The 24,103-nt window shown below is 60.4% G+C and carries 19 protein-coding genes and 1 tRNA gene; 13 read left to right on the top strand and 7 right to left on the bottom strand.

What is annotated here, in order from left to right; all coding sequences use genetic code 11:
- Positions 1 to 22: 22 nt before the first annotated feature.
- From G7068_RS06825 to G7068_RS06810, 4 genes are all read left to right on the top strand, one after another.
- Positions 23 to 1,921 carry an alpha/beta hydrolase gene (locus G7068_RS06825; RefSeq protein ID WP_166290510.1) on the top strand — a complete coding sequence of 633 codons (1,899 nt, stop codon included), beginning with the start codon at positions 23 to 25 and terminating at the stop codon, positions 1,919 to 1,921.
- Between the two features lie 113 nt (positions 1,922 to 2,034).
- On the top strand, positions 2,035 to 2,658 hold the full coding sequence (locus tag G7068_RS06820) for a hypothetical protein (protein ID WP_166290508.1): 624 nt from the start codon (positions 2,035 to 2,037) through the stop codon (positions 2,656 to 2,658).
- A 309-nt stretch (positions 2,659 to 2,967) separates the two neighbouring features.
- Positions 2,968 to 3,597 (top strand): hypothetical protein, encoded by a 630-nt coding sequence (locus G7068_RS06815; RefSeq protein ID WP_166290506.1) that lies wholly within the window; start codon positions 2,968 to 2,970, stop codon positions 3,595 to 3,597.
- Between the two features lie 946 nt (positions 3,598 to 4,543).
- On the top strand, positions 4,544 to 6,493 hold the full coding sequence (locus G7068_RS06810; protein ID WP_166290504.1) for a leucine-rich repeat domain-containing protein: 1,950 nt from the start codon (positions 4,544 to 4,546) through the stop codon (positions 6,491 to 6,493).
- 211 nt (positions 6,494 to 6,704) lie between these two features.
- Here G7068_RS06810 and G7068_RS06805 read toward each other — a convergent pair whose 3' ends face one another.
- Complete coding sequence (locus G7068_RS06805; protein ID WP_166290502.1) at positions 6,705 to 7,094, bottom strand: DoxX family membrane protein; 390 nt, start codon at positions 7,092 to 7,094, stop codon at positions 6,705 to 6,707.
- Between the two features lie 182 nt (positions 7,095 to 7,276).
- Here G7068_RS06805 and G7068_RS06800 point away from each other — a divergent pair, with 182 nt between their 5' ends.
- The 3 genes from G7068_RS06800 to G7068_RS06790 are packed head-to-tail and all read left to right on the top strand — an operon-like array spanning position 7,277 to position 12,689.
- Positions 7,277 to 8,638 (top strand): uracil-xanthine permease family protein, encoded by a 1,362-nt coding sequence (locus G7068_RS06800; RefSeq protein WP_166290500.1) that lies wholly within the window; start codon positions 7,277 to 7,279, stop codon positions 8,636 to 8,638.
- 38 nt (positions 8,639 to 8,676) lie between these two features.
- Positions 8,677 to 12,477 carry an AAA family ATPase gene (locus G7068_RS06795; protein ID WP_244304749.1) on the top strand — a complete coding sequence of 1,267 codons (3,801 nt, stop codon included), beginning with the start codon at positions 8,677 to 8,679 and terminating at the stop codon, positions 12,475 to 12,477.
- Positions 12,474 to 12,689 carry a hypothetical protein gene (locus tag G7068_RS06790; RefSeq protein ID WP_166287121.1) on the top strand — a complete coding sequence of 72 codons (216 nt, stop codon included), beginning with the start codon at positions 12,474 to 12,476 and terminating at the stop codon, positions 12,687 to 12,689. Before G7068_RS06795 ends, G7068_RS06790 begins: the two co-directional genes overlap by 4 nt.
- Before the next feature lie 217 nt (positions 12,690 to 12,906).
- On the opposite strand, the gene G7068_RS06785 is transcribed toward G7068_RS06790, so the two are convergent.
- Complete coding sequence (locus G7068_RS06785; RefSeq protein WP_166290498.1) at positions 12,907 to 13,197, bottom strand: FmdB family zinc ribbon protein; 291 nt, start codon at positions 13,195 to 13,197, stop codon at positions 12,907 to 12,909.
- A gap of 11 nt (positions 13,198 to 13,208) precedes the next feature.
- A complete protein-coding gene (locus G7068_RS06780; RefSeq protein ID WP_166290496.1) occupies positions 13,209 to 13,856 on the bottom strand; it encodes a 5-formyltetrahydrofolate cyclo-ligase in 648 nt (215 codons plus the stop codon).
- Between the two features lie 76 nt (positions 13,857 to 13,932).
- On the opposite strand from G7068_RS06780, the gene G7068_RS06775 reads away from it, so the two are divergent.
- The 5 genes from G7068_RS06775 to G7068_RS06755 all read left to right on the top strand — a co-directional run bounded on the left by G7068_RS06775 (position 13,933) and on the right by G7068_RS06755 (position 19,780).
- Complete coding sequence (locus G7068_RS06775; protein WP_205881366.1) at positions 13,933 to 14,862, top strand: UTP--glucose-1-phosphate uridylyltransferase; 930 nt, start codon at positions 13,933 to 13,935, stop codon at positions 14,860 to 14,862.
- Between the two features lie 3 nt (positions 14,863 to 14,865).
- Positions 14,866 to 15,486: a GNAT family N-acetyltransferase gene (locus tag G7068_RS06770; RefSeq protein WP_166290494.1), complete on the top strand. Its 621-nt coding sequence runs from the start codon at positions 14,866 to 14,868 to the stop codon at positions 15,484 to 15,486.
- 172 nt (positions 15,487 to 15,658) lie between these two features.
- Entirely contained in the window at positions 15,659 to 16,708 is a 1,050-nt protein-coding gene (locus G7068_RS06765) for a hypothetical protein (protein WP_166290492.1), read from the top strand.
- 64 nt (positions 16,709 to 16,772) lie between these two features.
- Positions 16,773 to 16,845 (top strand) — tRNA-Ala (locus G7068_RS06760).
- Positions 16,846 to 17,044: 199 nt separating this feature from the next.
- The gene (locus tag G7068_RS06755; protein ID WP_166290490.1) at positions 17,045 to 19,780 is read left to right on the top strand and encodes a M1 family aminopeptidase; all 2,736 of its coding nucleotides are present in this window, start codon (positions 17,045 to 17,047) and stop codon (positions 19,778 to 19,780) included.
- Here the strand turns inward: G7068_RS06755 and G7068_RS06750 are convergent.
- Genes G7068_RS06750 through G7068_RS06740 form a run of 3 tightly spaced genes read right to left on the bottom strand, consistent with a single transcriptional unit; the run spans position 19,773 to position 22,584 of the window.
- Positions 19,773 to 21,086, bottom strand: coding sequence for a UDP-glucose dehydrogenase family protein (locus tag G7068_RS06750; RefSeq protein WP_166290488.1), 1,314 nt, complete (start codon positions 21,084 to 21,086; stop codon positions 19,773 to 19,775). The two genes, G7068_RS06755 and G7068_RS06750, sit on opposite strands and share 8 nt — an antisense overlap.
- Before the next feature lie 2 nt (positions 21,087 to 21,088).
- Positions 21,089 to 22,420, bottom strand: a complete 1,332-nt coding sequence (locus tag G7068_RS06745) for a glycosyltransferase (RefSeq protein ID WP_166290486.1) — start codon at positions 22,418 to 22,420, stop codon at positions 21,089 to 21,091.
- Between the two features lie 2 nt (positions 22,421 to 22,422).
- On the bottom strand, positions 22,423 to 22,584 hold the full coding sequence (locus tag G7068_RS06740; RefSeq protein ID WP_166290484.1) for a hypothetical protein: 162 nt from the start codon (positions 22,582 to 22,584) through the stop codon (positions 22,423 to 22,425).
- Between the two features lie 203 nt (positions 22,585 to 22,787).
- Here G7068_RS06740 and G7068_RS06735 point away from each other — a divergent pair, with 203 nt between their 5' ends.
- Positions 22,788 to 23,417: a LysE family transporter gene (locus tag G7068_RS06735; protein WP_166290482.1), complete on the top strand. Its 630-nt coding sequence runs from the start codon at positions 22,788 to 22,790 to the stop codon at positions 23,415 to 23,417.
- A gap of 19 nt (positions 23,418 to 23,436) precedes the next feature.
- On the opposite strand, the gene G7068_RS06730 is transcribed toward G7068_RS06735, so the two are convergent.
- Positions 23,437 to 24,093 carry a pyridoxamine 5'-phosphate oxidase family protein gene (locus G7068_RS06730; protein WP_244304747.1) on the bottom strand — a complete coding sequence of 219 codons (657 nt, stop codon included), beginning with the start codon at positions 24,091 to 24,093 and terminating at the stop codon, positions 23,437 to 23,439.
- Positions 24,094 to 24,103: the final 10 nt, after the last annotated feature.

The following is a 24,103-nucleotide window of genomic DNA, read 5'->3' as shown; positions in this document are numbered from 1 at the left end:
GAAAGTTGAAAAGACTGTAATGGTGATCGAGTTTGATGATGCGGCTGCTGACGGCGCGGTGTCTGTGTTTCAGAACGCGGCGATCGTGTTGCGGGGCCAGGCCGGGTCGCGACGGAAAGCGGCTGATGATGCGTGTGAGCAGTTTGCCGGACCGTTTGCGAAGTTGTTTGGGGCGGCGTGTTTGGTGGAGTCTGAGGATCGGGCGCGGCTTGCAGGCAAGTATGAAGATCTTGCGACGGATGTGATCGATGCGAAAGTAAAGGCTGCTACGGAAAAGGCTCGGGAGCAAGCACTTGCTGATTGGCAGGTGCGTGAGGATCAGCGGAAGCAGGATCGGGCAGCGGACCCTGTGGGAAACACGTATGCTGCTGACGCGGCGGCGGATAAGAAACCGTCTACTGATGTGATGACGCCGCCGACGTTGTCTGCTGCGTTTGAAGTGCGGGATCGGGTGCGTGAAAACACGAGTAAGTCTGAAAAGGGGAAGACGTCTGCTGATCCCGTGATGTTGCGGGCGTTTGTGTCGACCTCTCAGGGGTTGAATAATGCGCTTGATGGGCAGGTGTCTGCGGTCGAGAACGCATGGGCACGGTTTACGGGGGCGTGTTCGTGGGTGCAGTTTGGCAATGTGTCGAGCGTGCCTGCGTTTGCGAGGTTGTTGGGTGAGAACCGGTCGGACGTGTTGTGGGCTGGGAATCTCGCGGGCCAGTTTGAGAAGGCTGGTGGCGGATCGCTGTCGGTGTCAAAGTTGAATCAGGCGGCGAAAAAGGTTGCGACGGATATTTCGAAGGGGAAGAAGTTTCAGAACCTGTTCAAGGGCGATTTGTCTGCTGAAGAGGTCGCGAAGGCGTGGAATGCGTTGGGGTTGGATGCGGAGGCGGTTCGGGAGTTGCCGCCCGAGTTGTTGGTCAAGTTGACGGATTTGAGCGGGTTGCCGGCGTGGGCGCAGGATGCGGCATCGCGGGAGTTTTTGGAGTACGCGCTGGAAGAGCCTGATTTGGCTTACAAGCTGATGGGGTTCAAAGAAGATTGGAGGCAGAACGCTAGAGGTACTCGCATTAACTTGAGCGCAGACGTTGATTTGGTGACGTTTAAGGAGCAGGCGCAGGCTATCAAGGACGCGCTTGAGCAGTCGCAGAAGGATAATCCTGGTGTTCCGATTCAGCTGATCGGGTTGGGCAATCATGACGGTGTGCTTGTTGCTGGAATGTCTGTGGGAGATCTGGACACCGCGTCCAATCTGACAGTGAATGTATCTGGCATGGATTCGAGTGTGAGTGACATGTTTAACGGGAACGACGCTGCAAAACGCTTGTATGACGATGCCCAGAAGAAGAATAGATCGGCTTCGTTTGCGGTGGTGAACTGGATCGGATACAAGTCTCCATCTTGGGACGAAGTGCCGAGTATGGGGAGAGCGAAATCGGGAAGTGACCGGCTTGCTTCGTTCTTGAATGGTCTGCATGCGAGTCGGGAGGAGCTTGGGAAGCAGCCGAAGCAGCTCGCGGTGCTCGCGCATTCGTATGGGTCAACGACGGCGGTGGAAGCGTTGAAGAAAACGAACTTCGTGGTTGATCGTTTGGTGACGTATGGGTCTGCGGGGGTGAAGAACGACACTAAGGTCACTGATCTGAAGGTGGGTAAGTTCTACGCTACTTCGGCGACGGGAGACTGGCTTGCGAATAAGGGGTGGGTATCAACGACGAAGAGCCTGAAGCCAAGCAACATAGAGGGTGTGGTGGAGTTTTCGTCTGAGGACATGGTGTTGTCTGATAAGAGTAAGTTGAAAGCGACGACTACGCATCGAATGAATCCAGTGAGCGACACCAAATTGGGATATCTCTCGGCGAGCACGTCTTCAGAAGATGCGATTACCTCGATCATGGCAAACGGCAAAATCGACAAAAGGACCAAAGGGTAATGAGATTGGTGCAGCGGGGGATAAGGCGGCAGCGGTTTTGGTCTCGACTGATAGCTAGTGTGACAGTCGTTGGTGTTGCGTTTTTTGTTAGTGGATGTGCGGAGGGAGTGAAGATGAGTGCGAAGGATTCTGCGGGGATGTCGTTTGGTGAGGTTGAAGCGATGTCGATGGAGGAACAATTTGATTTGGCGGGTGTCCGGTATACACGGATGATGGAGTTGGTAACAGAGACACAGTCACAGATCTATGATGGCCCTTGGGTGTGGTTAGGTGCAGGGCTTGGACTGTCGTCAGGGCTGACGGCGATGGATCCTGTTGAGGGTGCCACGGTTCATAATTCTTATTACTACAACATTACGAGGTCTTTTGATCCTCCTGGGGCGACTGGGGCTGAAGCTGATCTTGAGCCTGCGGCGAAGTTTTTCGCGTCGAAGGGGTGGCAGACTGAACAGTCTAAGAGTGAGGACGAAGACGGGAAGATCACTCGGCGAGAGTTGCGGGCGGTGACCGAGGACGGTTATCACGTTTGGTATACGGTGCAGGCGAATGGCCAGTACAACGTTGACGTGTGGAGCGGCGTGTACTGGTGCGATGATTACGCAAAGCTAACTGACGAAGTCATCTACCGGATTCCGAAGGAGAAGTTTCCTCCTCCGGGAGAGAAGCAGACAGTACCTGGCGAGTTCATCGAGTTTCCGAAGTGGAGCGACCCGAAGGTCTGGAAAGCCGAGCTGTAGAACAAGGAGAAGCGCCTGATGATTTCGGCCGCATGATGCAAGCGCTTGAGCCCAATGGCATCGCAAGATATGAGGTCGATGCTGTGTTTGAGTGTGGGAGCCTGCTGTTTGGGGGTAATCCCATTCGCAAAGCTTCCGAACTTGGGTGAAAGCATCTCGAATTATTGGAGTTTTTCGTGCTGATACGGTCAATTCAATTGTGAATACGGGGAAACAGATTCAGAATCAATCAAGTTCGCATAAGTCGACGTCTGGAGCGGGCTCCGCAGGGGGCGGCGGCACATCAGGAGGACGTTGAGCTTGCGATCTATGATGAAGCGAAACAGGCTGATTTTCATTCTGTTTGTATTGGTGGTACCTGTTGTTGCTGCCCTCGTGAGGATACTCGCAGCTTTGGTGCAAGGTTCAAACGGAAGCGATCTTAATCCGGCTGCCGTTGGAACTCTGCTCGGGATTCCGGCTGGGTGTCTCGTCGTGTTTGGTGGACTCAGCCTGATTCGGGTTGCTGGTAAGGCTCGAGTCCGAGCGCTGCACCGTAATGATCCGGATGCCATTGGAATGTACGTTTTGGCTCAGGCGGTTTCAACGAGAGTCGCTCTTCAGAAGCTTGGGGCATCGCGACTGCCGAGACGCTTAGGTCCAATTTCCATCGGTGTTTGCAAGGAACACCTCACGGTATGGGTTGGTTTGGGTTCCAATATTTTGACCATACCTACGCACAGGGCTGTTGAAGCGAGAGTAGAACTTTGCGAGCTCGTGACAGGGGCGTTGAAACCCTGTCTGGTGATCGAACTGCAGACCGCAAAAGATCGAACGGTGGAGCTGGTGAGTTGTGTGCTTGACGAACGATTCGGGGGTTTCCGCGCCATTTCGCCGCAGCGATTGGACGAACTTTTTGTAACCCTCAACAGGAGATTTCAAAAGGTTGACGGCTCGTGAGAAGGCGCTCACTCTATGCGGTGAGATCCTCGCTCTAGTCCGATGAAGGTCTGCGAGGGATGCTCCTCGGATTGTTCGAACGCGGTTACGACACTGTTCTATGCGCGGTACTCGAAGAAGGACTGGCTGGTATGAGCGTCTCGGTGGTGACTTCCACGCTGATGCCAGTATGGACCGGATCCTGTATCGTGCGATCTGGGTAGAAACCATTGAAACAAACATGCGAGAGAGCCTTGCTCGCAGATAACAGTCAGTTGGCGGGTAGCGGTCGAGTAAGGGCGCTACTCACCGGTGCTATCGGGGGCTGTCCAGGCACAATACGAGTGCTGCTCACGACCACGAATACTCAAATACCGAGCTCGGCCAAGGACACGTTTTATTACTAAAACATGAACAATGCCTTCACCCGCCGGGAGGGTTTGAGGTTTCGGAAGCTGTCGGGGGTGGAGACGCAGGGGATGCTTCAGGGGTAATGGTGGTTACGGACGGTGGTTTTCGTGTGGAGTATTCGAGCTATGCGCTTGGGCATCGTGGTGTGTTGCCGCGACAATTCACAACTCGCTGGAGAAATTATGCACCGGATTCCGAAAGAGAATATTTCCGTCAAGGAAGCGTTCTCGATGCTGTAATTCCGAGACCCGGTGTTGTCGCGCTGTATCCATTGGCCTCGGTGCGTTTTGCGAGCGTGTCCCGGAGGCAACTCTATGAGTCGTTTGTTGTCGCAAGTGCCTCGTGCAAAAGGTCGGAGTGTCCTCCGCTGCCGAGAAATTCGCGGATACCTCAGGCTGAACTTTGACAGCTTTAAAAGTACCGTTTGCGCGGAACTAGAAGCAGCTGGTCCTTGTTGCTACATATTTAGTAGTGTGGTGTTTGGTATGACCTGCAACAGAGGCGAATGCTAGGAGAGTTAATCATTTTTAAGAGAACATCCACAAAAAGTAGCTGGTTGTACGGGCTGATCGTGGGTATCGTTTCCGCCACAATGCTTGTCAGTGGCACTGTTGCTCCGGCGCAAGCAGCCCCAACAGATGAAGTAGTGTTTGCTGACGCGGGGTTGAAAGCCTGTGTCGCTTCAAAACTTGGTGTGCCCACTACCTCTGCGATCACCCAGGGACAGCTTGCCTCTATGAGTGGGGCGCTGGGGTGTGGAAATCTTGTGATCGCTGATATTGCCCCTCTGAAATACGCCACGGGTCTTACGTCGCTAACCCTGAACAACAACCGACTTGTGGACGTTTCACCCTTGACAGGTCTCTCTGGTCTCACGGTCCTTGATCTCTCCAGCAATCCACTTAACGATGTGTCGCCGTTAGCGGGCCTCACAGGCCTTACGTACCTGTCCTTGATCGCCACTCAAGTCGAGGATGCGACACCATTGGGGCGTCTCACAAATCTGACCCAACTGAAAGTGACTGGTGCTCAGGCGGTGGATTTAGCGCCACTGAAGAATCTCACTAACCTCACCACTCTCAGGTGGACCTCGAGTCGAGTCGCTGACATAACCTCGTTGTCGGGGCTTGTGAACCTCACATCCTTGAATTTGAGTTCCAATCAGATTGCGGATGTTTCGCCATTGTTAGGGCTCACTAATCTCACCAGTTTAGAATTAAATAACAACAAGATCTATGATGTATCCGCGTTGGCGAATCTTACTAAACTCACCGAGCTAAGAATTTACCTTAACCAAATTGTGGATATCTCACCGTTCGCAAATCTTTCCAATCTCAAGATTTTATCCTTAGATAACAATCAGGTCCAGGACGTGTCTCCGCTGGTGGGCCTCACTAACCTCACTGCGCTTTACATTTCAGGGCAGAGACTAGTTCCGGCGCCCGCCAAACAAGGCGTGGCCGTTCCACTGCCTGTCATTACGAACGTCGATGGATCGTCAGTTCCAGTCGAAATTAAGACCGGCGCTGGGTCTATTAGCGCGGGTAAGGTCACCTGGACCAAATTGGCGGGCAGCGAATTGAAATGGGACACTCCCGTAACCGTCGGGTCGGTAAGAACTGTGTTCAGCGGTGTGGCTGGTTATTACCTCGTGGGGGATCCCACGCTTTCGGGAACCCCGACTAGCGGTTCGGTCGGTAAAGCCTACAGCTATTTATTCGCAGTAACTGGCTCGCCGACACCTACGGTTTCCGTAACTGAGGGGAGTCTTCCTGCAGGTTTGACGCTTACGTTTGGCGGAAAGCTATACGGCACGCCAACAACCCCTGGCACCTACACCTTTCGGGTCGAGGCTAAGAATACGAGCGGTGCGGTATCCGCGAAGCACACAGTAAAAATCACACCGGCGGAGGTTACCCCGCCGAATGTTCAGTGCGGTGAGCCGCGCAAGCAGGCCGTGTTTACCGATGCCCCCACGAACCAGAAGTTCTATAAAGAGATCGACTGGATGCGCTGCACGAAACTGTCCACGGGGTATGCAGATAAGACCTATCGCCCAAAGACGGAGCTATCGCGCGAGGCAATGGCGGCATTCATGTTCCGGTTGCAGGCACCGAAAAACTATGAAGCTCCGAAGGTGTCCCCGTTTAGTGATGTGCCGACGGACCACAAGTTCTACAAAGAGATCGCGTGGATGAAGGAATCGAAGCTGACGACGGGATATGCCGATGGTGGCTACCATCCGAAAGATAACCTGTCGCGTGAGGCGATGGCGGCGTTTATTTATCGCCTAGAAGCGAAAACCTCCACGAGCTTCACGGCTCCAAAACAGTCTCCGTTTAGCGATGTCCCGAAGAATCAGAAGTTTTACCAAGAGATTGCCTGGATGAAGCACTCTAAGCTTTCAACGGGGTATTCAGACGGTTCTTATCGCCCGAAGGACAACCTTTCTCGTGAGGCGATGGCCGCCTTCATCTATCGTCTGGTAACTGACTACCGCAAGTAGACAAGCTTTCTGAGCAGCACAGGGAGGTGGATCGCGCACTGGGGCAGGCGATCCACCTCCCTCTCTTGTGCTCGCGGATGCTTCCCAAAATGCTAGCCATGCGGATAATTCGCAGGCCGCCGATGCCCACCCCTGCGCATGCCCCAACCGGCGAGGAAAATAAGCCCAGCAATAATGACGACGTTCTTCACGATGTACTGACCCTCGATGGTCAGCACACCGGGGACTTCCACAGCAGATCGGGGAAGAACAAGAACGGCGTAAACGTGCCGATCATGTGGCCGAGGATCAACACGAGCATCAGCGGCATCCACCGCCCTATGAGAAGCACAATGCCGAAGCCGACCTCCAGGGCCGCAAGAATGACGCGCGCCGTGTCGCCAGCGACAAGGCCGAAGGTCAGAATATCGACCGTGTTGACCGCGAGATCCTCAGCGGACGAAGAACCGGGGAAGAGCTTCGGGAACCCGAACCAGATCATGATGAGCGCGATCGCGTAGCGCATGCTCGGCACGGCTGCCTTCTGCGCGAGTACCTCGACACGGTCGACAAAGCGTGTCATCTTCGCCGAAAAGCTGGGATCTTGTTGCGAGGTGCTCATGGTTCCGTTCACTGTTCTCGTTTGATTCGAGTATATGGTGGCGGATCCCTCGCGCTTTGGTCTGGAGGAGCCGCTATCGGGGTCGATAAGATATAGCTTTGGGGCCCGCAACTCGCTGCGCGCGTCCACCGTGAGGCACTGCACACCGCACGCCGTGAACCACCGCACACCGAGGAGTCCCAATGGCCCTGCCCTGGAAGCTGCACGCAGAAGGCAACAGCGTCAAAGCCGACGCGATCGTGCTGCCAGAAGAGCGTCTGAGCTGGCCGCGCACTATCGGCTTCGGTGCGCAGCACGTGGTCGCGATGTTTGGCGCCACGTTCCTCGTGCCGCTCATCACCGGCTTCAGCCCGACGGCGACACTGTTCTTCTCGGGCCTGGGCACACTGCTGTTCCTGCTGATCACGGGCAACCGCCTGCCTAGCTACCTGGGTTCATCATTCGCGTTCATCGCGCCGATCATGGCGGCAACCGCAGGCGGAGACGACCTCGGCCGTGCATCCTTCGGCATTCTCGCGATCGGTGTGCTGATGGCGATCGTCGGCCTGATTGTGAACCGCTGGGGCACCGGCTGGGTCAACGCGCTCATGCCGCCCGTCGTTATGGGCTCGGTCGTCGCACTGATCGGGTTCAACCTCGCGCCAGCGGTCAAGAACAACTGGCTGGGGGATCCGGCAAACCATCCAGACGTGGATCAGGGCCTCTCGTCGTGGGTCGCGGTTGCGACGCTCGTGGCGATCCTTCTTATTACCGTGCTGTTCCGCGGACTCATCGGGCGCCTCTCGATTGTGCTCGGCGTCGCGGTCGGTTACATCGTTGCGATGCTGGCCGGTCTCGTTGACTTCAGTGCGGTCAAAGACGCCGCCTGGATCGGCCTGCCCAGCTTCCACGCCGTCGGAAATCCCTTCGCGGATCCGTCACTCTGGGGGCTGCTGCCGGCCTTCCTCCCCGTGGTGCTCGTGCTGATCGCGGAGAACGTCGGTCACGTGAAGAGCGTGGGGCTGATGATCAACCGAAACATGGACCCCGTGACGGGTCGTGCTCTGCTCGCCGACGGCGTCTCGACGATCCTCGCCGGGTTCGGCGGCGGATCCGGCACCACCACCTACGGCGAGAACATCGGTGTGATGGCTGCGACGCGCGTCTACTCCACGGCCGCGTACTGGGCTGCGGGCGTGATGGCGATCCTGCTCAGCTTTTCTCCCAAGGTCGGCCAGGTCATCTACTCGGTGCCGCCCGCGGTGCTCGGCGGTGTGACCGTTGCGCTATACGGCCTGATCGGCCTGATCGGCATTAAGATCTGGATCGACAACAACGTCGACTTCTCGAAGCCCATTAACCAGTTCTCGGCGGCAGTGCCGCTAATCGTCGGCATCGCGAACTTCGAGCTGACCATCGGATCGGTGCAGTTCGGGGGCATTGCGCTCGGCACGATCTCCGCCGTTGTGGTCTATCACTTCATGCGAGCGCTGGCGAAGATCCGCGGTGGCCAGGTTGAAGTCGCGGCGCCGGTTGTGACCGCGGGAGAAGAAACACCGCGCTGATTCCGCAAATTCACGCTTTCACACCTTAGGGTGGCGGTGTGTGGAGTGTGGATAGGCGACGGCGATCAGATAAGGATCGCGACGACAATAACGCGGAGACGACAACCGCGGATTCCGTCGAGCCTCGAATTGAGGGGTCGCTCGCGACCGCGCCCGATCCTGAACCCACCAGTGTTGACGAGCAGTTGACGGCCCCGCTCACGGGATCCGTGACGCTCGTAGACAGTTACGCTTCCGAGCACGCCGCCTGGCGCGAAGAACTCGCGACCATCGGCGGCGAGAACCCGCTGCTGCACTTCGACGATCGCCCCGCAAACCGCATTGAGCTCTCCACCACACACCCCGGGGGCCTGCCGCAGTTTATTACGGGCAACAAGATTCTGCTCTCCGCTCTGATTCGTGACGATCTCGCGCTGCGCCACGCGCGCGCAGCCGCCGGTCGTGTCACTGACAAGGCGATCGAGATGCGCACGGTGCGCGGTCTCGAAACCGTCAACCTCGGCGTTGGCATCGCCAAGTGGAGCTTTGAGGGCGAAGACTTCTGTGCCCCCGTGCTGCTGCGTCCGCTCGCGATCCGGCGCTACGGCCGCGACTTCGAGCTGAAGCTCAAGCAGTTTCCGGTTGTGAACTCCGAGCTGATCCGGGTGCTGCGCGCGCAGTTCGGGATCAGTCTCGACGCGCGCACGCTGATCGAGCTTTCGCAGTCCGAGGGTGTGTTTAAGCCGCAGCCGGTAATCGACCGTCTGCGCCAGATGGTTGCTGGTCTGCCCGGGTTTGTTGTGCAGCCGCGCCTGGTGGTGTCTTCGTTCCACAACGTGTCGCAGCAGATGGTTGCTGACGCGAAGAACCTGGACTCTCCGATTCTTGAGGCCGTGTGCGGTAGCGAGCCTGCTCGCAAGCAGCTCACAGAGTCTTTCCGCCCGGTGAGTGCAACGCCTCCCGACGAGCGCGCGCCCGAGACGGACCGCTACCTCTACGACGCGGATGCCGAGCAAGAGGATGTGCTCGCGCAGATCGACGCGGGGCACTCGATTGTGGTGCACACCCTGCCCGGCACCGGCGGCACACAGACAGTGGTCAACGCCATTGGCAGCCTCGTGCGATCCGGCAAACGGGTTCTTGTTGTGTCGCCGCGGCGCGCAACCCTTGACGGCATTACTCACCGCCTGACTCGCGCTGGTCTCGCCGGACTCTCAGTGAGCCCGCGCCGCCTGCGTCGCAACCTGGTCGAGTCGATCAGCCGCAACGAAAACGCGCGACCAGAGCAGCTGCGCGACGTCGACGAGGCACTCGTGCGCCTGCGCGGTGTGCTGAGCGATTACCAGTCGGCGCTATCGACCCCCGACAAGCGTTTTGGGGTCTCGCCGCTTGAGGCGCTGCGCAAGCTGACGATGCTCGCGCTGAGCGACAAACCACCGACAACAACCGTGCGGCTGGACGACCAGGCGCTGGGTCAGCTGACGCTCGACCGATCCTCTGTAGCTGAAGCACTGACCGAGGTCGCGCGTCTGGGCCAGTTCCAGTACGGTCCCGAAGATTCGCCCTGGTACGGCGTTGACTTTGCCTCGACCGAAGAGGCGCGTTCCGCGTATGGCGTGGCTGTTGACCTCGCCGAATCGCAGCTGCCGCGACTCATCTCGATGGCGAACGAGGTCATCGGCCAGACCTCCATGCGCCCGTACGAAACGATCGCCGAGCTCGGCATCTTCTTGCGTTTGCTGATGGGGATCCGCGATACCCTCGACCGCTTCACCCCCGAGGTCTACGATCGCTCCCTCACCGAGGTGATTGCGGCGCACGCCCCCCGTGGCAGTGACGAGATGTCGGCCGCGAACAAGCGCCGCCTGCGCAAGCTCGCTCGCGAGTATGTGCGCCCCGGTGTGCACATCACCGACATGTATTCGCGTCTGGTGCAGATTCAGCAGCAGCGTGTGCTGTGGCAGCGTTACACAACGGTCACGGGCACGCGACCCGAGGTGCCGCTCGGGATCGCCGATGTGGTCGTTGCGTTCCAGCTGGCGTACCAGCAGCTCGACGAGCTCGACAAGACGCTGGGCACGGTGACTGATCCTGCCCGCATGAAGAACCTGTCGCTGAGCGCTTTGGCTGCTCGTATCTCTGATTTGTCGCGCGAATCCGAGGTGCTGCAGAACATTCAGGAGCGCACGACGATCATTGAGCGTCTGCGTGCTTCGCACCTCGAGGGGCTGCTTGACGACCTGTCGGCCAGGCATGTGCCCTCAGACGAGGTCGCCGCCGAGCTTGAGCTTGCCTGGTGGCAGTCAGCGCTTGAGCGCATGCTGCAGACGAACCCCGCGCTGCTCAGCGCCAACACGAGTGTGATTGAGCGACTTGAGGCCGACTTCCGTCTCGTCGATGACGCGCACTCCGGTGCGAACGGAACGCTGCTCGCTGGTTCGCTCTCCGACGCGTGGCGCGTCTCGGTGCTTGACCACAAGCAGGAGGCCCGCGCGCTGCGCGAGTCGCTGCGCAGCGGGTACGTGTCGGCCGCGATGCTCGGCAAGTATGCGCCGAACCTCATGTCGGTGCTCGCTCCCGTGTGGACGATGTCGCCCTACGAGGTCGCACAGCTGCCCGACACCATGCGATTTGATGCGGTGCTGATTGTTGACGCCGGTGCAACGACCCTCGTTGAGAACCTGGGTGCTGTTCGCAGGGCTCGCCAGGTCGTTGCCTTCGGCGATACGATGACGCAGAGTCCGATGCCGTTCCAGATGGCCGTTGGTGCTGAGCCTGTCTCAGTTGATGTCGAGGCGTTGCACGCCCGCTCCGCGTTCGCCCAGCTGGGCGAGGTGCTGCCGATGCTTACGCTGACTCGCAGCTACCGTGCTGGCGGTGAGGATCTCACGAGCCTTGTGAACACCCGCTTCTACAACGGTGCGATCCAGTCGCTGCCGTGGGCCGGTAGCTTCCTCGGGCACTCGAGCCTCACCTACGAGTTTGTGCACGGCGGGCAGGGACTGCCCGATCAGCAGACCGGCGCCGTCGAGAGCACCGATGCCGAGGTTGATCGAGTTGTGCAGCTCGTGCTTGAGCACGCGAGCGAGCGTTCGAGCGAATCACTCATGGTGATCACTGCGAGCGAGCGCCACGCGGTGCGTGTCTACCAGGCTGTGCTGCAGGCGTTCTCGAAGTTCCCGCAGTACCGCGAATTTTTGCTGGGCGAGCGTGCTGAGCCATTTGCAGTGCTGACACTCGAACAGGCGACCGCGCAGAGTCGGGATCGCGTGATCTTCTCGATTGGCTACGGCCGCACCCCGCACGGGCGTGTGCTTTCAAACTTTGGTGCTCTCGGGCAGCCCGGTGGCGAGCGTCTGCTTGCCGTTGCAATGACCCGCGCGCGCCGCGCCATGACGATCGTCAGCTGCTTCAAGCCGAAGGATCTCGACGCCGCACGCATCAAGCACGGGGTTGTGGATCTCGCTGAACTGCTGGCGCTGGAGAACCCCGCACCGGAGCCGCCGGCGCTTCCGTCTGAGCGTGATCCGATGGTTGGCGAGCTTGCCGACCGCTTGGAGAAGCTGGGCCTGACGGTTGCGCTCGACTACCGCGGTGCGATCCCGCTTGCTGCCTCCCTCGGGGATCGTGCAGTTGCCATCGACCTCGACCTCGGTGAAGACCACGACAGCCTCCGCGACACCCTGCGGTTGCGCCCGGCGGTGCTTCGCAGGCTCGGCTGGCACTACTACCGCGTCCACAGCTTCGACCTGTTCTCTGACCCTGACGAGGCTGCGCTGCGGATCGCGCGGACCCTGGGCTACTCGGAATCTGCTGATCCCTTGGACGCTCAAGCGACCGAGGAATACTCGGCGCTGTGACCGAACCTGGTGCTCGCAAACGGCGCCGTGTGACTCGACCCGCGCCCGAGGGAGTTGACCCGAATCCGTCGGATCACTCCTTGGACGCTGCGGCGTCTGAGGATCGACCCGAGGGGTGGGGTGGTTCTGGGGCTTCCGGGGCTTCCGGTGCTGGCAAATCCGGTGAGAACGACGAACAGTTGCGACGGGATCGGCCGCCGCACTGGGGGTGAGGTGGCGGCTCGGCCGGGACTTGTTGTGGCTGGTGCGGCTGTTGTGTCTGTCAGCCGGTGCTGGCTCGGCCGAGACCCGTTGTGCCTGTCGTGTCTGTCAGCCGGTGCTGGCACGGCCGAGACCTATCGTGCATGTCGGCCGGTGCTGGCACGTCTGCCGGACGGATCCAGGTGTTTTTGTCCGGCTGATGTGTGAACGCCGGCTGACGTGTTGTGGTTAAGAGCTTGCGCTGGAGGATCCCGAACTGCTGGCTGAGCCGGAGCTGCTGCTTGATCCCGAACCGCTGCTTGATCCCGAATCTGATGAGCCGCTCGACTTCTTGTCACCCGAGGCGCGCGAGTCGGTGCGGTAAAAGCCCGAGCCGTTGAAGGTTACGCCGAGCGACCCGAAGACCTTGCGCAAGGGGCCACCGCACTCGGGGCACACCGTGAGGGAATCGTCTGTGAACGACTGGTAGATGTCGAAGGCGTGGTCGCACTTGGCGCAGCGGTAGGCGTAGTTAGGCACAATCGTCGAGTTTAGCCTGGGTTGTTGCTAAACAACCTGGTTTGGGTGGGAGTGATGACTCCGCTAACAGGAATGTCGTGGGTATCTGCTGGAATGTGTGCCAAGAGTTCGTCGTCGTGGATCACGGCAAAAACCGGAGGGAGCGTATTCAGTGAAGCGAGCAGCCTGTCGTAGTATCCGAGGCCCCACCCGAGCCTCATGCCCTGTTCGTCGACCGCGCAGGCGGGAATGACGAGGAGATCTAGGTGGCTCAGGATTTCGCCCGAGTGCTTTTCTCCGACTGGCTCTTGGATGCCGTGGAGTCCCGTGGTGGTGCCTGCCGCGCCGAGGCGGGCCCAATCTAGGCCACGGTCTTCGCGGGATATCGGGAGGAAAACGTCGATGTTATGCGCGCGTGCCCAATCGATGAACCCCGTGGTGTCGGGTTCGCCCGGTGTCGGGAGGTAGCAGGAGACGGCCTTGGCGTTGCGTTGCGTGGCGAGCGAGATGAGTTGTGCGGTGAGCTGATCCCGAACTCTCTGCCGTGCTTCGAGGCTTCGTTTGGCCCGGCTTGTGCGCACTGTCGCTCGGATCTGCGGCTTGGTTCGGGGCTGTACTCCGTCACGCTGCGTCGTATCGCGTCGGCTCTCGCTGCGTTCGCTGCGCTGGTTTGTGGGCACACCTTCAGCCTACGGAATCTGCGGGCTGAACGTCGAGAAGTTGGTGGGAAATAGCCGGGATACTAGGCTGAAGCGCATGACTGATTCTCAGCGCATGCCCGCTCGGGCAGTGACCAAAGCAGTGGTACCCGCGGCAGGCCTTGGAACAAGGTTCTTGCCAGCGACAAAGGCCATGCCCAAAGAGATGCTGCCGATCGTGGATAAGCCCGCGATTCAGTACGTGGTCGAAGAGGCAGCGGCGGCTGGGCTGGATGACGTGCTCATCATCACGGGGCGCAATAAAGACAACCTCATTAACCACTTCGACAGCGTGCCTGAGCTGGAATACACCCTCGAGCGCAAGGGCGACGAAGGCAAGCTCGGCAAGGTGCACGAGTCGAGTGAGCTCGCCGAGGTGCACTTTCTGCGTCAGGGCCAGCCGCTTGGCCTCGGTCACGCGGTTGGGCGCGCGCGTCGTCACGTCGGCAACGAGTCGTTTGCCGTGCTGCTCGGTGATGACCTGATTGATGCGCGGGATCCGCTGCTCGATCGTATGGTCGCCGAGCATGATGCGCGCGAGGCCACTGTCATCGCGCTGATGGAGGTGCCCGAGGCATCGATCCACCTCTACGGTTGTGCTGCCGTCGAGACGACGGACGATCCTGACGTCGTGAAGATCACCGGCCTTGTCGAGAAGCCCGATGTTGCGGATGCTCCCTCGAACCTCGCGGTCATCGGACGCTACGTGCTGCGCCCCGAGATTTTTGACGTGATCGACACGCTTGAGCCCGGTCGTGGCGGCGAAATTCAGCTGACTGACGCGCTCAACTACCTCGCCGAGGGCAAGGGCGAGGGGCCCGTGTACGGTGTGATTTTCCGCGGGCGTCGATATGACACGGGTGATCGTGCCGATTGGATCAAGGCGAACGTGCTGCTTGGTGTTGACCACCACGATCTCGGTGACGAAATCACTGAGTGGGTGCTGGAGTTCGCAGACCAGCTGCGCGCACAAAAAACCGGCGCCTAGCTCATGGCTCCGCTCGGTCGCTCCATCGAAGATCCGGGGACTCTCGTTGCCGGTCGTGTAGAGGTGCGGCTCGTGCGGCTGTCAGACGCCGAACCGCTGCGCCAGCTGTTGGTTGATAACCGGCACTGGCTGCAAAAGTGGGAGGCGACGCATCCCTCCGGACGGGGCATCGTGCCGGGTTCGGTGGTCTTGCGGCCGACCATTCGCTCGCTTCGGCGCCAGCTGAAGGCGGGTACGGGTGTGCCGTTTGTGGTGCGCTACGACTCTCAGGTCGTCGGCCAACTCAGCGTCTCTGAGGTGAGCGGGGGAGCGCTGCAGTCGGCGCAGATTGGATACTGGGTATCTGAACACGTCGCTGGGCTCGGGATCACTCCCGTTGCCGTAGCGCTTGTGATCGACTACCTCTTCGGTGCGCTTGGCCTGCATCGCGTTGAAATCTGCATTCGACCGGAGAACGCGGCCTCGCTGCGCGTGGTCGAAAAGCTGGGGATGCGCTACGAGGGGCGCCGCAGCGACTACATCCATATCGACGGCGCCTGGCGCGACCACGAGAGTTTTGCGCTGACGCGCGGCGAGGTGCCGGGCGGTCTGGTGGCGCGGTTGATGGAAACCACTGACCAGTGACCAGGTAAGCGACGAGTGCCCAGATTGGCAGCAGGCATTTAAGCAGGCCGCTCGTTGCTAATCTCGTGACTCGTGACTCGTGACTCGTGGCCTCGTGAACATGTGGGCAATTACTGCAGCTCATCGGCGCGCCGAGTGCCAGATCACGCCCCGAAACCGTAGTGTGAACGGCATGACAGGCGGAGGACTCGGGGGCGGCGTAATCTTCGTCGTGGCAGCGCTTCTTTGGGCTGCCGTTTTGGTGCCCGCCTGGGTGCGGCGCAAGGAGTTTCGCGCGGCCGAGCGCAACGCCCTTCGGCTGCAGCGCACGCTGCGAGTTCTCGCTGAGACTTCTGAGGTCCCTCAGGAAGTGCGGCTCGAGGCGACCGCAAAGCAGGCGCTTGCACACGAAAAGCTCCTTCGCACGGCACAGCGCCGACAAGAAGCCGAGCGCGACGCAGAGCTGTCGGAAGCCCGAGCAGAGCAGCTGCGCGCCGAAATTCGTGCCCAGCAGGTGAATCGTAAGCAGGCCGCTATTAAACGATCCGCAAAACTTCGTCGTCCTATTGTTCGGCGCGTGCGCGGCGTCGTGTTTCTCGGTGCCGTGGTTGGGCTGCTGGGACTGTTGGTCGGCGCTGGTGCGGCAATCGCCGGAAGTGGCACGCTGATCCTGCTGTGGTCTGCCGCGCTGTTTGCGGCGGCTCTTGCGGGACTCATGCTGCTTGCTCCGGGGCGAGCGACGGCTGCTCCGATCGCGGTCGAGCAGGCTGTTGTGACCAAGGCTGCTCCTACGCCGGTTGTTGACGAGGTTGTCGCGACTGGTGAGACGGCCGAAGCGAGCGCCGCGCACGCCGCAGCTCAGCGTGCGGCAGCAGAGCGCATCGACCGGGCGCGTGCTCTTGCTCGCGCCCGTGCTCGATCTGGTCAGGCGCCGGTGCGTGAGAACCAGCAGGATTCGATGCTGCTGCAGGAAGCTCGCGAACAGGTCGCTCGTGCCCAGACATCGCAGACAGCGGCAGCCCAGAGCATCGATGCTGCCGAGGTTGAGCGCAAGCGTGCCGCGCAGGCCGAGCAGCTGAAATTTGCTCGGGAGCAAGCTCGCGCCCAGGCGCAGAAGCAGGCACAACAGGCTCAGGAACAAGAAGCGCGTGTTCGCCTGAGCCGTATGGGCGTCGTTGGAGACACGAGCGAGGGCATGCCCGATCTCGATGCCGTGCTGCGCCGTCGTCGCAATGCCAGCTAGCCCGCACCGAATCTCTGCTAATTTCGTGCGGTGGTCGTGCGGCTGGTAATGTTGTTCGCCGTAAGGGTCTGTGGCGCAGTTGGTAGCGCGTCTCGTTCGCAATGAGAAGGTCAGGGGTTCGATTCCCCTCAGATCCACTCCGATCGGCTTCGTAAACGGGGTCGGTTTCGAGTACCGACGCGAACAAACGTCCAGCACCCGACCAAAACTCTTGTCAGGCAACTCCCAGTCAGCTAATCTGATGCGAGGTTCGCATGGGCCTACTCAGAAGCGACTACGTCGACCGGGGGGTCCGCAGTTATTGTGCTGCCCGCCGTCGATGAGAAAGTGTAAACAATGGAGTTTCATTCACTGAGGCGCGCCCGCAGAGCCGGGCTTGCCGCGGCAACAGCCGTCGCAATCGCGCTCGCCGCACCGCTCGGTGCGACCGCCGCCAGCGCTGTCGACCCAATCGACGGAGCACCCACTATTGGTGACTCGCTCTTCGCGGGCATCGGTAACACCGGATACGACGTCACTCACTACGACGTTAAGCTGCACTACCTGGCTGACAAGTCGATTACGGCGGTCACCACCATCACGGCCACCGCGGCGCAGCCGCTGCGATCCTTCTCGCTCGACTTCGAGGGGCTGAACGTTGATTCCCTCAAAGTAAACGGTGTTGATGCGGCATTCACGCGCAGCTCCGATCCCTCCATCGAGTCGTTCAAGCTGCACATCACCCCGGCGACCCCGATCCCGGCGGGCGAGTTCACGGTAGAGGTCGCGTACTCGGGCACGCCCGTCACACACAACGACCTTGATGGCTCGCAGGAAGGCTGGGTACAGACCGCCGACGGAGCGACGGCACTGGGGCAACCGGTCGGAACGATGACCTGGATCCCGAGCAACAACACCCCCGCAGACAAAGCGACGTTTGATTTTGCGTTCACGATCCCGACTCAGATCGGCGGCAAAGATGCTGCGGCCGCGAGCAACGGTGAACTCGTGGCAAAGACCCCGTCGGCCGACGGCACCGAGACGACCTGGCAGTGGAAACAAGAGCGGCAGCAGGCGACGATGGCCACGATGGTCTCGATCGGCAACTACCTCGTTTACAACGCCCCCATTAACCTCTCGAGCGGACGCACGATTCAAGAGTGGACCTTCGTGGATCCGGCCGTCACGACAGCCAACCAGGCAACAATTCAGACGCGGCGCGGCCAAATCGAGGGGATCATCAACTTCCTCGAATCAAAGTACGGCCCCTATCCCGGTGGCAGCACCGGCATCGTCGTAGACATCACGACACTGGGATACGCGCTTGAGACGCAGGATCGATCCTATTTTGAGCGCAGCGTTTCGCTTGGCACGCTAGTGCACGAGATCGCACACCAGTGGTTCGGTGACGGTGTCACCCCGCGAGACTGGAACAGCATCTGGATCAGCGAGGGCATGGCAACCTACGCCTCAGCGATGTACACGCAAGAGGTGACCGGGGGAGCCAAAACGGCAGACACCTACTACAACACCTGGAATAGCACGGCCTCGTCTCACGCGAGATGGACCGTTCCGCCCGGGGCGATGACGGATCCGCGCCAATTGTTCGACTGGCAGGTGTACACCCGAGGCGCGATGGCCTACGAAGCGCTGAAGCAGTCGCTGACCCCGAGCGTGTTTGACCAGCTGCTCAAGGAGTGGAACGCGCGCAATAACGGCACGAGCCAGACCACAGTCGAGTTTCAGGCCCTGGCCGAAGAACTCTCCGGTAAGGATCTCGATCCGTTCTTCCAGTCGTGGATCTACAACGCGGGTAAACCCGCCTGGTCATCACCCTGGACCCTGTCGCTCACGAGCACTCCTGCCTCGGGTGCAGTCGCTCCAGGCGACACCATCGAGTACCAGCTCTCGGCGACCAACACCGGTAAGGTTCCGGTGACCGGCGGGGTGGCGACGATCGACCTGAGCGGGTTGGGATCGGCAGCAACCGTTGACGCGTCCTCCTTGCCAGCAGAGTTGACTCTCAACGGTCTTGCGCTCACCTGGGCGGTGCCCGATACGGCAGTTGCCGGGACCGCGACAACCTCGTTCACTGCGAAGCTGTCGAATCGCGCCCACGGTGTCACGCTGCCGGTGTCGGCCGTAGGCGCCACGCTCGGTGTGACCTGCGATTCCTGCTCGGTTGAGCACACAACGCCGGCGCTGCCCGCGGTGACCGAGGCCGACCTGACCGATGCGGCTCGCGGGGGCATCTCGATGCCCTCAAAGGTGAAGCAGGGGGAGACCCTCACCATAACACTGCCCACCGCTGATTACGATGGAGAGACGCTCACCGGGCTGCTGTTCTCTGCCCCGCGAGTCCTGGGTAGTGCTGCGGTGCAGAACAAGACCCTCACGCTGACGGTTCCCGCCGACGCAGCACTGGGCAGCCACAAGGTTGCAGTGCACTCTGCTCTCAACGAGCTCATTGGCTGGGCAACCACCGAGGTGGTTCCTGCCGATGTTGCTCCCAAGCCAGACAAGTTCACCGATGTGCCAAAGAACCACAAGTTCTACGAACCCATCGCGTGGCTCGCGGGCAAGGGCATCACGACCGGATACAGGCAGCAGGACGGCACGCTCAAGTTCATGCCTGCTGAGAAGGTGAGCCGCGAGGCAATGGTCACCTTCTTGTACCGCGACAGCGGCGTCAAGAACTACACACCAAAGGGCAAGTCTCCGTTCGTCGATGTGAAGCCCGGGGACAAGTTCTACACCCAGATTATGTGGGCCTACGAGACGAAGGTGACGACTGGCACCAAGCTCGCAGGCGGCAAGCTGAAGTTTGGTCCGAAGGAGCCGATCACACGCGAGGCTATGGCGGCCTTCATGTACCGCCACTATTCCAAGCAGATTCCGAACGGTTCGATCTCAGCGAAGTTCACCGATGTCTCCGCGAATCACAAGTTCGCGAAAGAGATTCGGTGGATGGCCTCGAACGGAATCACTGAGGGCTACAAACAGCGCAATGGAACGCTGAAGTTCGTTCCCAAGGGTGCGACGAGCCGCGAGGCAACCGCCGCGTTCCTGTACCGGGCGGAAAAGCTCAGGTAGTTTGCGGCACCGTGGTTGGAGAGGGGGCCGGGCTCAGGCTCGGCCCCTGACCCAGTCCGATGTACTGCGATCCCTGCGCGCGAACGGACGCAGGATCCAGGGCGTTCCGAAGATCCAGCACCACTCGGGGTGAGCCCCGTGTGACCCGCTCCGCGGTGTACTCCGGCCACTCGGTGGCGAGCACAACCACTGCTGCCCCCTCGAGCGCGGAGTGGAGATCACTCACCTGGCAGACCCCGGTCGCCAGAGAGACTGCCGTGCCCACGAGCGCCGGATCAGTGCAGGCGAAATCGCTGAGGCCGTGTGAAACCAACTGGCTGACAAGGTTGAGAGCGGGTGACTGCCGCACATCATCGGTATTGGGCTTGAAGGTGAGCCCCAGAATCGCGATTTTTTCGCCGGGAAGGATCGCCCCCAGCACGAGTTCCGCGGCCCGCTGAAGCGCAGTCTGGTTCGTTCGGGCCGTCGTGTCGAGCAGGTGAAAGAGATCCATTGCCTCGGCGTGCAGCGCTTGGGCCCGCAGCGCCGAGAGATCCTTTGGGAGGCAGCCGCCACCGTAGCCTAAACCGGCGTTGAAGTATGAGCTTCCGATCCGGGCATCTGATCCCATCGCCGCGGAGAGCTCACGCACGTCTGCACCCGTTGCCTCGCAGAGCTGCGCGAGGGAGTTGATGTAGCTGAGACGTAGCGCGAGAAACGCGTTCGACGCGGCTTTGGCCAACTCGGCTGATTCGAGCCCGGTGCGCAGGATCGGCACGCCCGCTGCCGAGAGGCCACTGTACACGGCAGCAACTCGTTCTTGAGCCGCCGCCGTGTCTGCACCGATGATGATGCGATCGGGGCGCAAGGAATCTGCAATCGCGGTTCCCTCTCTCAAGAACTCGGGATTCCACGCAACGGCGGCGCGTACCCGCGCAGCAACCAAGCGGGCGGTGCCGACAGGTACGGTCGACTTTCCGATCAGAACGTCGTTCTCTGTCAGCAGGGGCGCGAGCGCGTCGACGGCCGCGAAAAGCGCGCCGAGGTCGGCTTCGCCGTCGGCTTTTGCGGGTGTACCAACACACACGAAGTGCGCGTCTGCGCCGCGGGCAAGCGACACATCAGTTGAAAACGTGAGGCGCCCAGAGGAAAGCTGATCCCGCAGTCCCTCCCTGAGGCCCGGTTCGAGAAACGTGGGTCGTCCCGAGCTGAGGGAAGCAATCGTCGCCTCGCAGACGTCAATGCCAACGACACTGTGTCCCAAACTCGCGAGGGTAACCGCGTGGACTGCGCCGAGGTGACCGCAACCGATGACCGAGATGCGCATGGTTATTCCGATCCTGAAGATGCTTGGATGATGGGTTGATGTGCTCGGACTTCGACCTGCTTACGGGTGCCCCAACTGCCGCGATTGAGCGTGGCCAGCGCATAGATACGCAGCCAAACCAGCACGGTGACGTGGAACACCCCGTAGAGCGGTGCGATCGCAAAGCCGATGAACACGTCTGATTTGGTGCGATGCAGCCCGGTGACTTCGAAATAGCGCGCCGAGCGGGCGTAGGCGAGCAACATGACGTAGAGCAGCAGAGGCACAATAAGGAGTTGACCCACCACCACGGGCATCACGATCAATGAAATGACGAGCGCGAGGGAGAAGACCACCCACGAAGCGAGCTCTACAGCTGAAAGCCAGAAGGCGGGGCGCTTCGTGGGGAGGTGTCCGACCGCCCAGATCGACTCGCGGAAGAAGGACTTTGACCAGCGCACCTGCTGGCGCGCGTAGTGGCCGAGCCGTTCGGGAACTGCGGTGAACGCCACGGAGGTTGACTGGAACTTCGCCTGCCCCTCAAGAAGCGCGTAGTTGGTGAGCCGACGGTCGTCACCAAACACCGCGGGTTGGCCAAGGAAAGTCTGGCCAAGAAAATCATCGCGGTACTTTCGCATGAGCGCGGCGCGGTAGATCGCGAGCGATCCGCAACAGCAGAGCACCGAACCCAGCGAGGAGTAGGCCGCGCGCTCGAACAAAAAGGCGTTGGCGTAACGCACGTCGGTGAGTCTGGTCAGCAAGTTCTTGTCGAAGTTGAGGGGGAGCACAAGGCCGGTCGCGGCGTGAGTGTCGTCGTCGAGAAATGCCGGTAGCAGGCGCTCGACCGCCGTCTCGAGCAGTACGGTGTCTGAATCAACGCAGAGCATCGTGTCGATGTCTGGCTGCATATCGAGCGCGGTGATGAGGGCCTCGCGCTTGCCGCGATTGACAGGCATTTGGCGAATCAGGAGCCGGACCCCGGCGGCCTCGAAGGCCGGTTTCATTGCGCGCGCAACGTCTATCGCGGCCGAGTCGTTTGAGCAGTCATCGATGACGGCGATTGACTCGGGCAAACGCGTCTGGGCGAGCAGAGACTCGAGGCAGCGCGCGAGCAGCTCTGGGTCTTCGTTGTAGACCGGGATCGCTGTTCCGACGCGGAAGGACGCGAGCTGTGCGATCTCCGGTTCAGTTGCTGCCTTGCGATCAATAGCGCGCCAAGAGAAGCCAATCTTGATGCCAAAGAGTGAGACCAGAGTGAGCCCGTACCAGGGAATCGTGCCGGCCTCTAACCAGAGAAAAGCGACCGCTAAGAGTGCGAGCGCCAATACGATGAGGCCCGCACTGCGACGGTTCATCGCTATTCCGCTGCGCGAGCTCGCCGCTGGGCGACGAGTCGAACTGCGAGAATCCCGAGGCCCGCCGCAATTGCGATGCCGCCAAAGATCCACCACAGGCCGGTGCCGATACCGAGGATCGTGAGTGCTCCTCCGGTGACCGCGAGTGTGCCGTCTTCATACATGATGTGCCCCTTTTCCGCTGGCCGATATGGCCCGCGGTACCCCTACAGAAAAGACTACGTTTCTATTCCACACCGCGACAGGGGCCAATTGCGTAGTGCAAATGACACATAAGCGGAAATCATCGGGGTAAATACGTAGCCGAATTGTGGTGTGAAGTAGCAGCGGGAACACGACGAAGTAGTTCAACCGTTAGGCTGTGCTGGTGGCTCCTGCGCTGTGGTTTTCCCTCTTGACGGCATCCGTCGTGATCAGCCTTACTCCTGGAGCGGGCGCGATCAACACCATGTCGAACGCGCTCACCGTTGGGTGGCGGCGGTCGATCTGGGGTGTGCTCGGGCAACAGCTCGCACTGCTTGTGCACATCGTGATCGTTGCGGCGGGTGTTGGGGTGCTCGTCACGCAGACACCGGTGCTGTTCACCGGGATCCGTTATCTGGGAGCCGCCTACCTCGCCTATCTCGGGATCCGGCTGATCCTGTCGAAGCCCTCCGCAAAGACGAGCGATGATGATGCGGCCGCGCAGCAGGGAGAGAGCGCCTGGTCAATGCTGCGGCGTGGGTTCTGGGTGAACCTGCTCAACCCGAAGGCCATTGTTTTCTTTCTCGCGTTTCTCCCGCAGTTCATTCGGGTCAACGAACCGTTGTTGCCGCAGTACACCCTCATTACCCTGACCGTTGTGGGCGTCGATGTGATCGTCATGTGGTTCTTCTTCGCGGCGACTGCCAGACCTTTTAGGCGATACGTTTCGAGCGAGCGTGGTCAGAAGGTGCTCAACACGATCTTCGGGGTGCTTTTTATGTCGGTCGCCGGACTGCTGCTCTTTTTGCACTGAGGCGTTCTTGCAGGGACTATTACACAATCCCGCGCGGGGACCGCACCAGAGCGCGCACTGACTCGGGTTCAGGGATCCCCGCCCGCAGGTCAGGCGCGGCCTCGGATGTTGCCACCGGGTCGCCGAGTCGGATCACTCCCGCCCAGGCATCGCCCGCGATGTCGTCGTCCTCATCTTCTGGCCAGCCCTCGGATACGCGCAGTGACCAGCGATCGAGCGGCATCTCCAGCAGCATCGTCGCTGCCAGCTCTTTGCGCGCCGAGCCTCGGGTTTCTGCCGTGCGACCAGGAATCAGCCGCTCAGACAGTCGGTTCAGTAGATCTTCGTGCCGATCCGCCCCGACCCGCGTGAACGTGCCGAAGACCACCGCACTGCGATACAGCACCGACGACTCGAAGGTGCTGCGCGCAACCATGAGCCCGCTAATTTTGGTGATGGCGACGGATGCCTGGGCGCCGTCGAGGTGGCGCATCCAGCGGGAGCCGGTCGAACCGTGGATCATGAGGTGTCCGTCGAGAAGTGCGAACGCGGTTGGAAAGACGAGCGGGCCGCTGTCGCCACTGTAGGCGACGTGAGCGAGGGTTGTGCTTGCGCACAGCGCCTCAAAATCAGCGAAGTCGCTCGACATCTTCTCGGGCATGCGCTGGGGAACGAGTGGGGCGGTTGCGGTTTCCATGGTGGCCCTT

Origin of the sequence: Leucobacter viscericola, assembly GCF_011299575.1 — a bacterium.
Taxonomy (GTDB): domain Bacteria; phylum Actinomycetota; class Actinomycetes; order Actinomycetales; family Microbacteriaceae; genus Leucobacter; species Leucobacter viscericola.
Note: the sequence above shows the minus strand (reverse complement) of the source record. Positions and strands in the feature narration are given on the sequence as shown.

Coding starts and splice junctions, on each gene's coding strand:
- G7068_RS06820 (WP_166290508.1), top strand. CDS start 2,035: ATGAGTGCGAAGGATTCTGCGGGGATGTCGTTTGGTGAGGTTGAAGCG.
- G7068_RS06815 (WP_166290506.1), top strand. CDS start 2,968: ATGATGAAGCGAAACAGGCTGATTTTCATTCTGTTTGTATTGGTGGTA.
- G7068_RS06805 (WP_166290502.1), bottom strand. CDS start 7,094: ATGAGCACCTCGCAACAAGATCCCAGCTTTTCGGCGAAGATGACACGC.
- G7068_RS06800 (WP_166290500.1), top strand. CDS start 7,277: ATGGCCCTGCCCTGGAAGCTGCACGCAGAAGGCAACAGCGTCAAAGCC.
- G7068_RS06775 (WP_205881366.1), top strand. CDS start 13,933: ATGACTGATTCTCAGCGCATGCCCGCTCGGGCAGTGACCAAAGCAGTG.
- G7068_RS06770 (WP_166290494.1), top strand. CDS start 14,866: ATGGCTCCGCTCGGTCGCTCCATCGAAGATCCGGGGACTCTCGTTGCC.
- G7068_RS06765 (WP_166290492.1), top strand. CDS start 15,659: ATGACAGGCGGAGGACTCGGGGGCGGCGTAATCTTCGTCGTGGCAGCG.
- G7068_RS06755 (WP_166290490.1), top strand. CDS start 17,045: ATGGAGTTTCATTCACTGAGGCGCGCCCGCAGAGCCGGGCTTGCCGCG.
- G7068_RS06750 (WP_166290488.1), bottom strand. CDS start 21,086: ATGCGCATCTCGGTCATCGGTTGCGGTCACCTCGGCGCAGTCCACGCG.
- G7068_RS06745 (WP_166290486.1), bottom strand. CDS start 22,420: ATGAACCGTCGCAGTGCGGGCCTCATCGTATTGGCGCTCGCACTCTTA.
- G7068_RS06740 (WP_166290484.1), bottom strand. CDS start 22,584: ATGTATGAAGACGGCACACTCGCGGTCACCGGAGGAGCACTCACGATC.
- G7068_RS06730 (WP_244304747.1), bottom strand. CDS start 24,093: ATGGAAACCGCAACCGCCCCACTCGTTCCCCAGCGCATGCCCGAGAAG.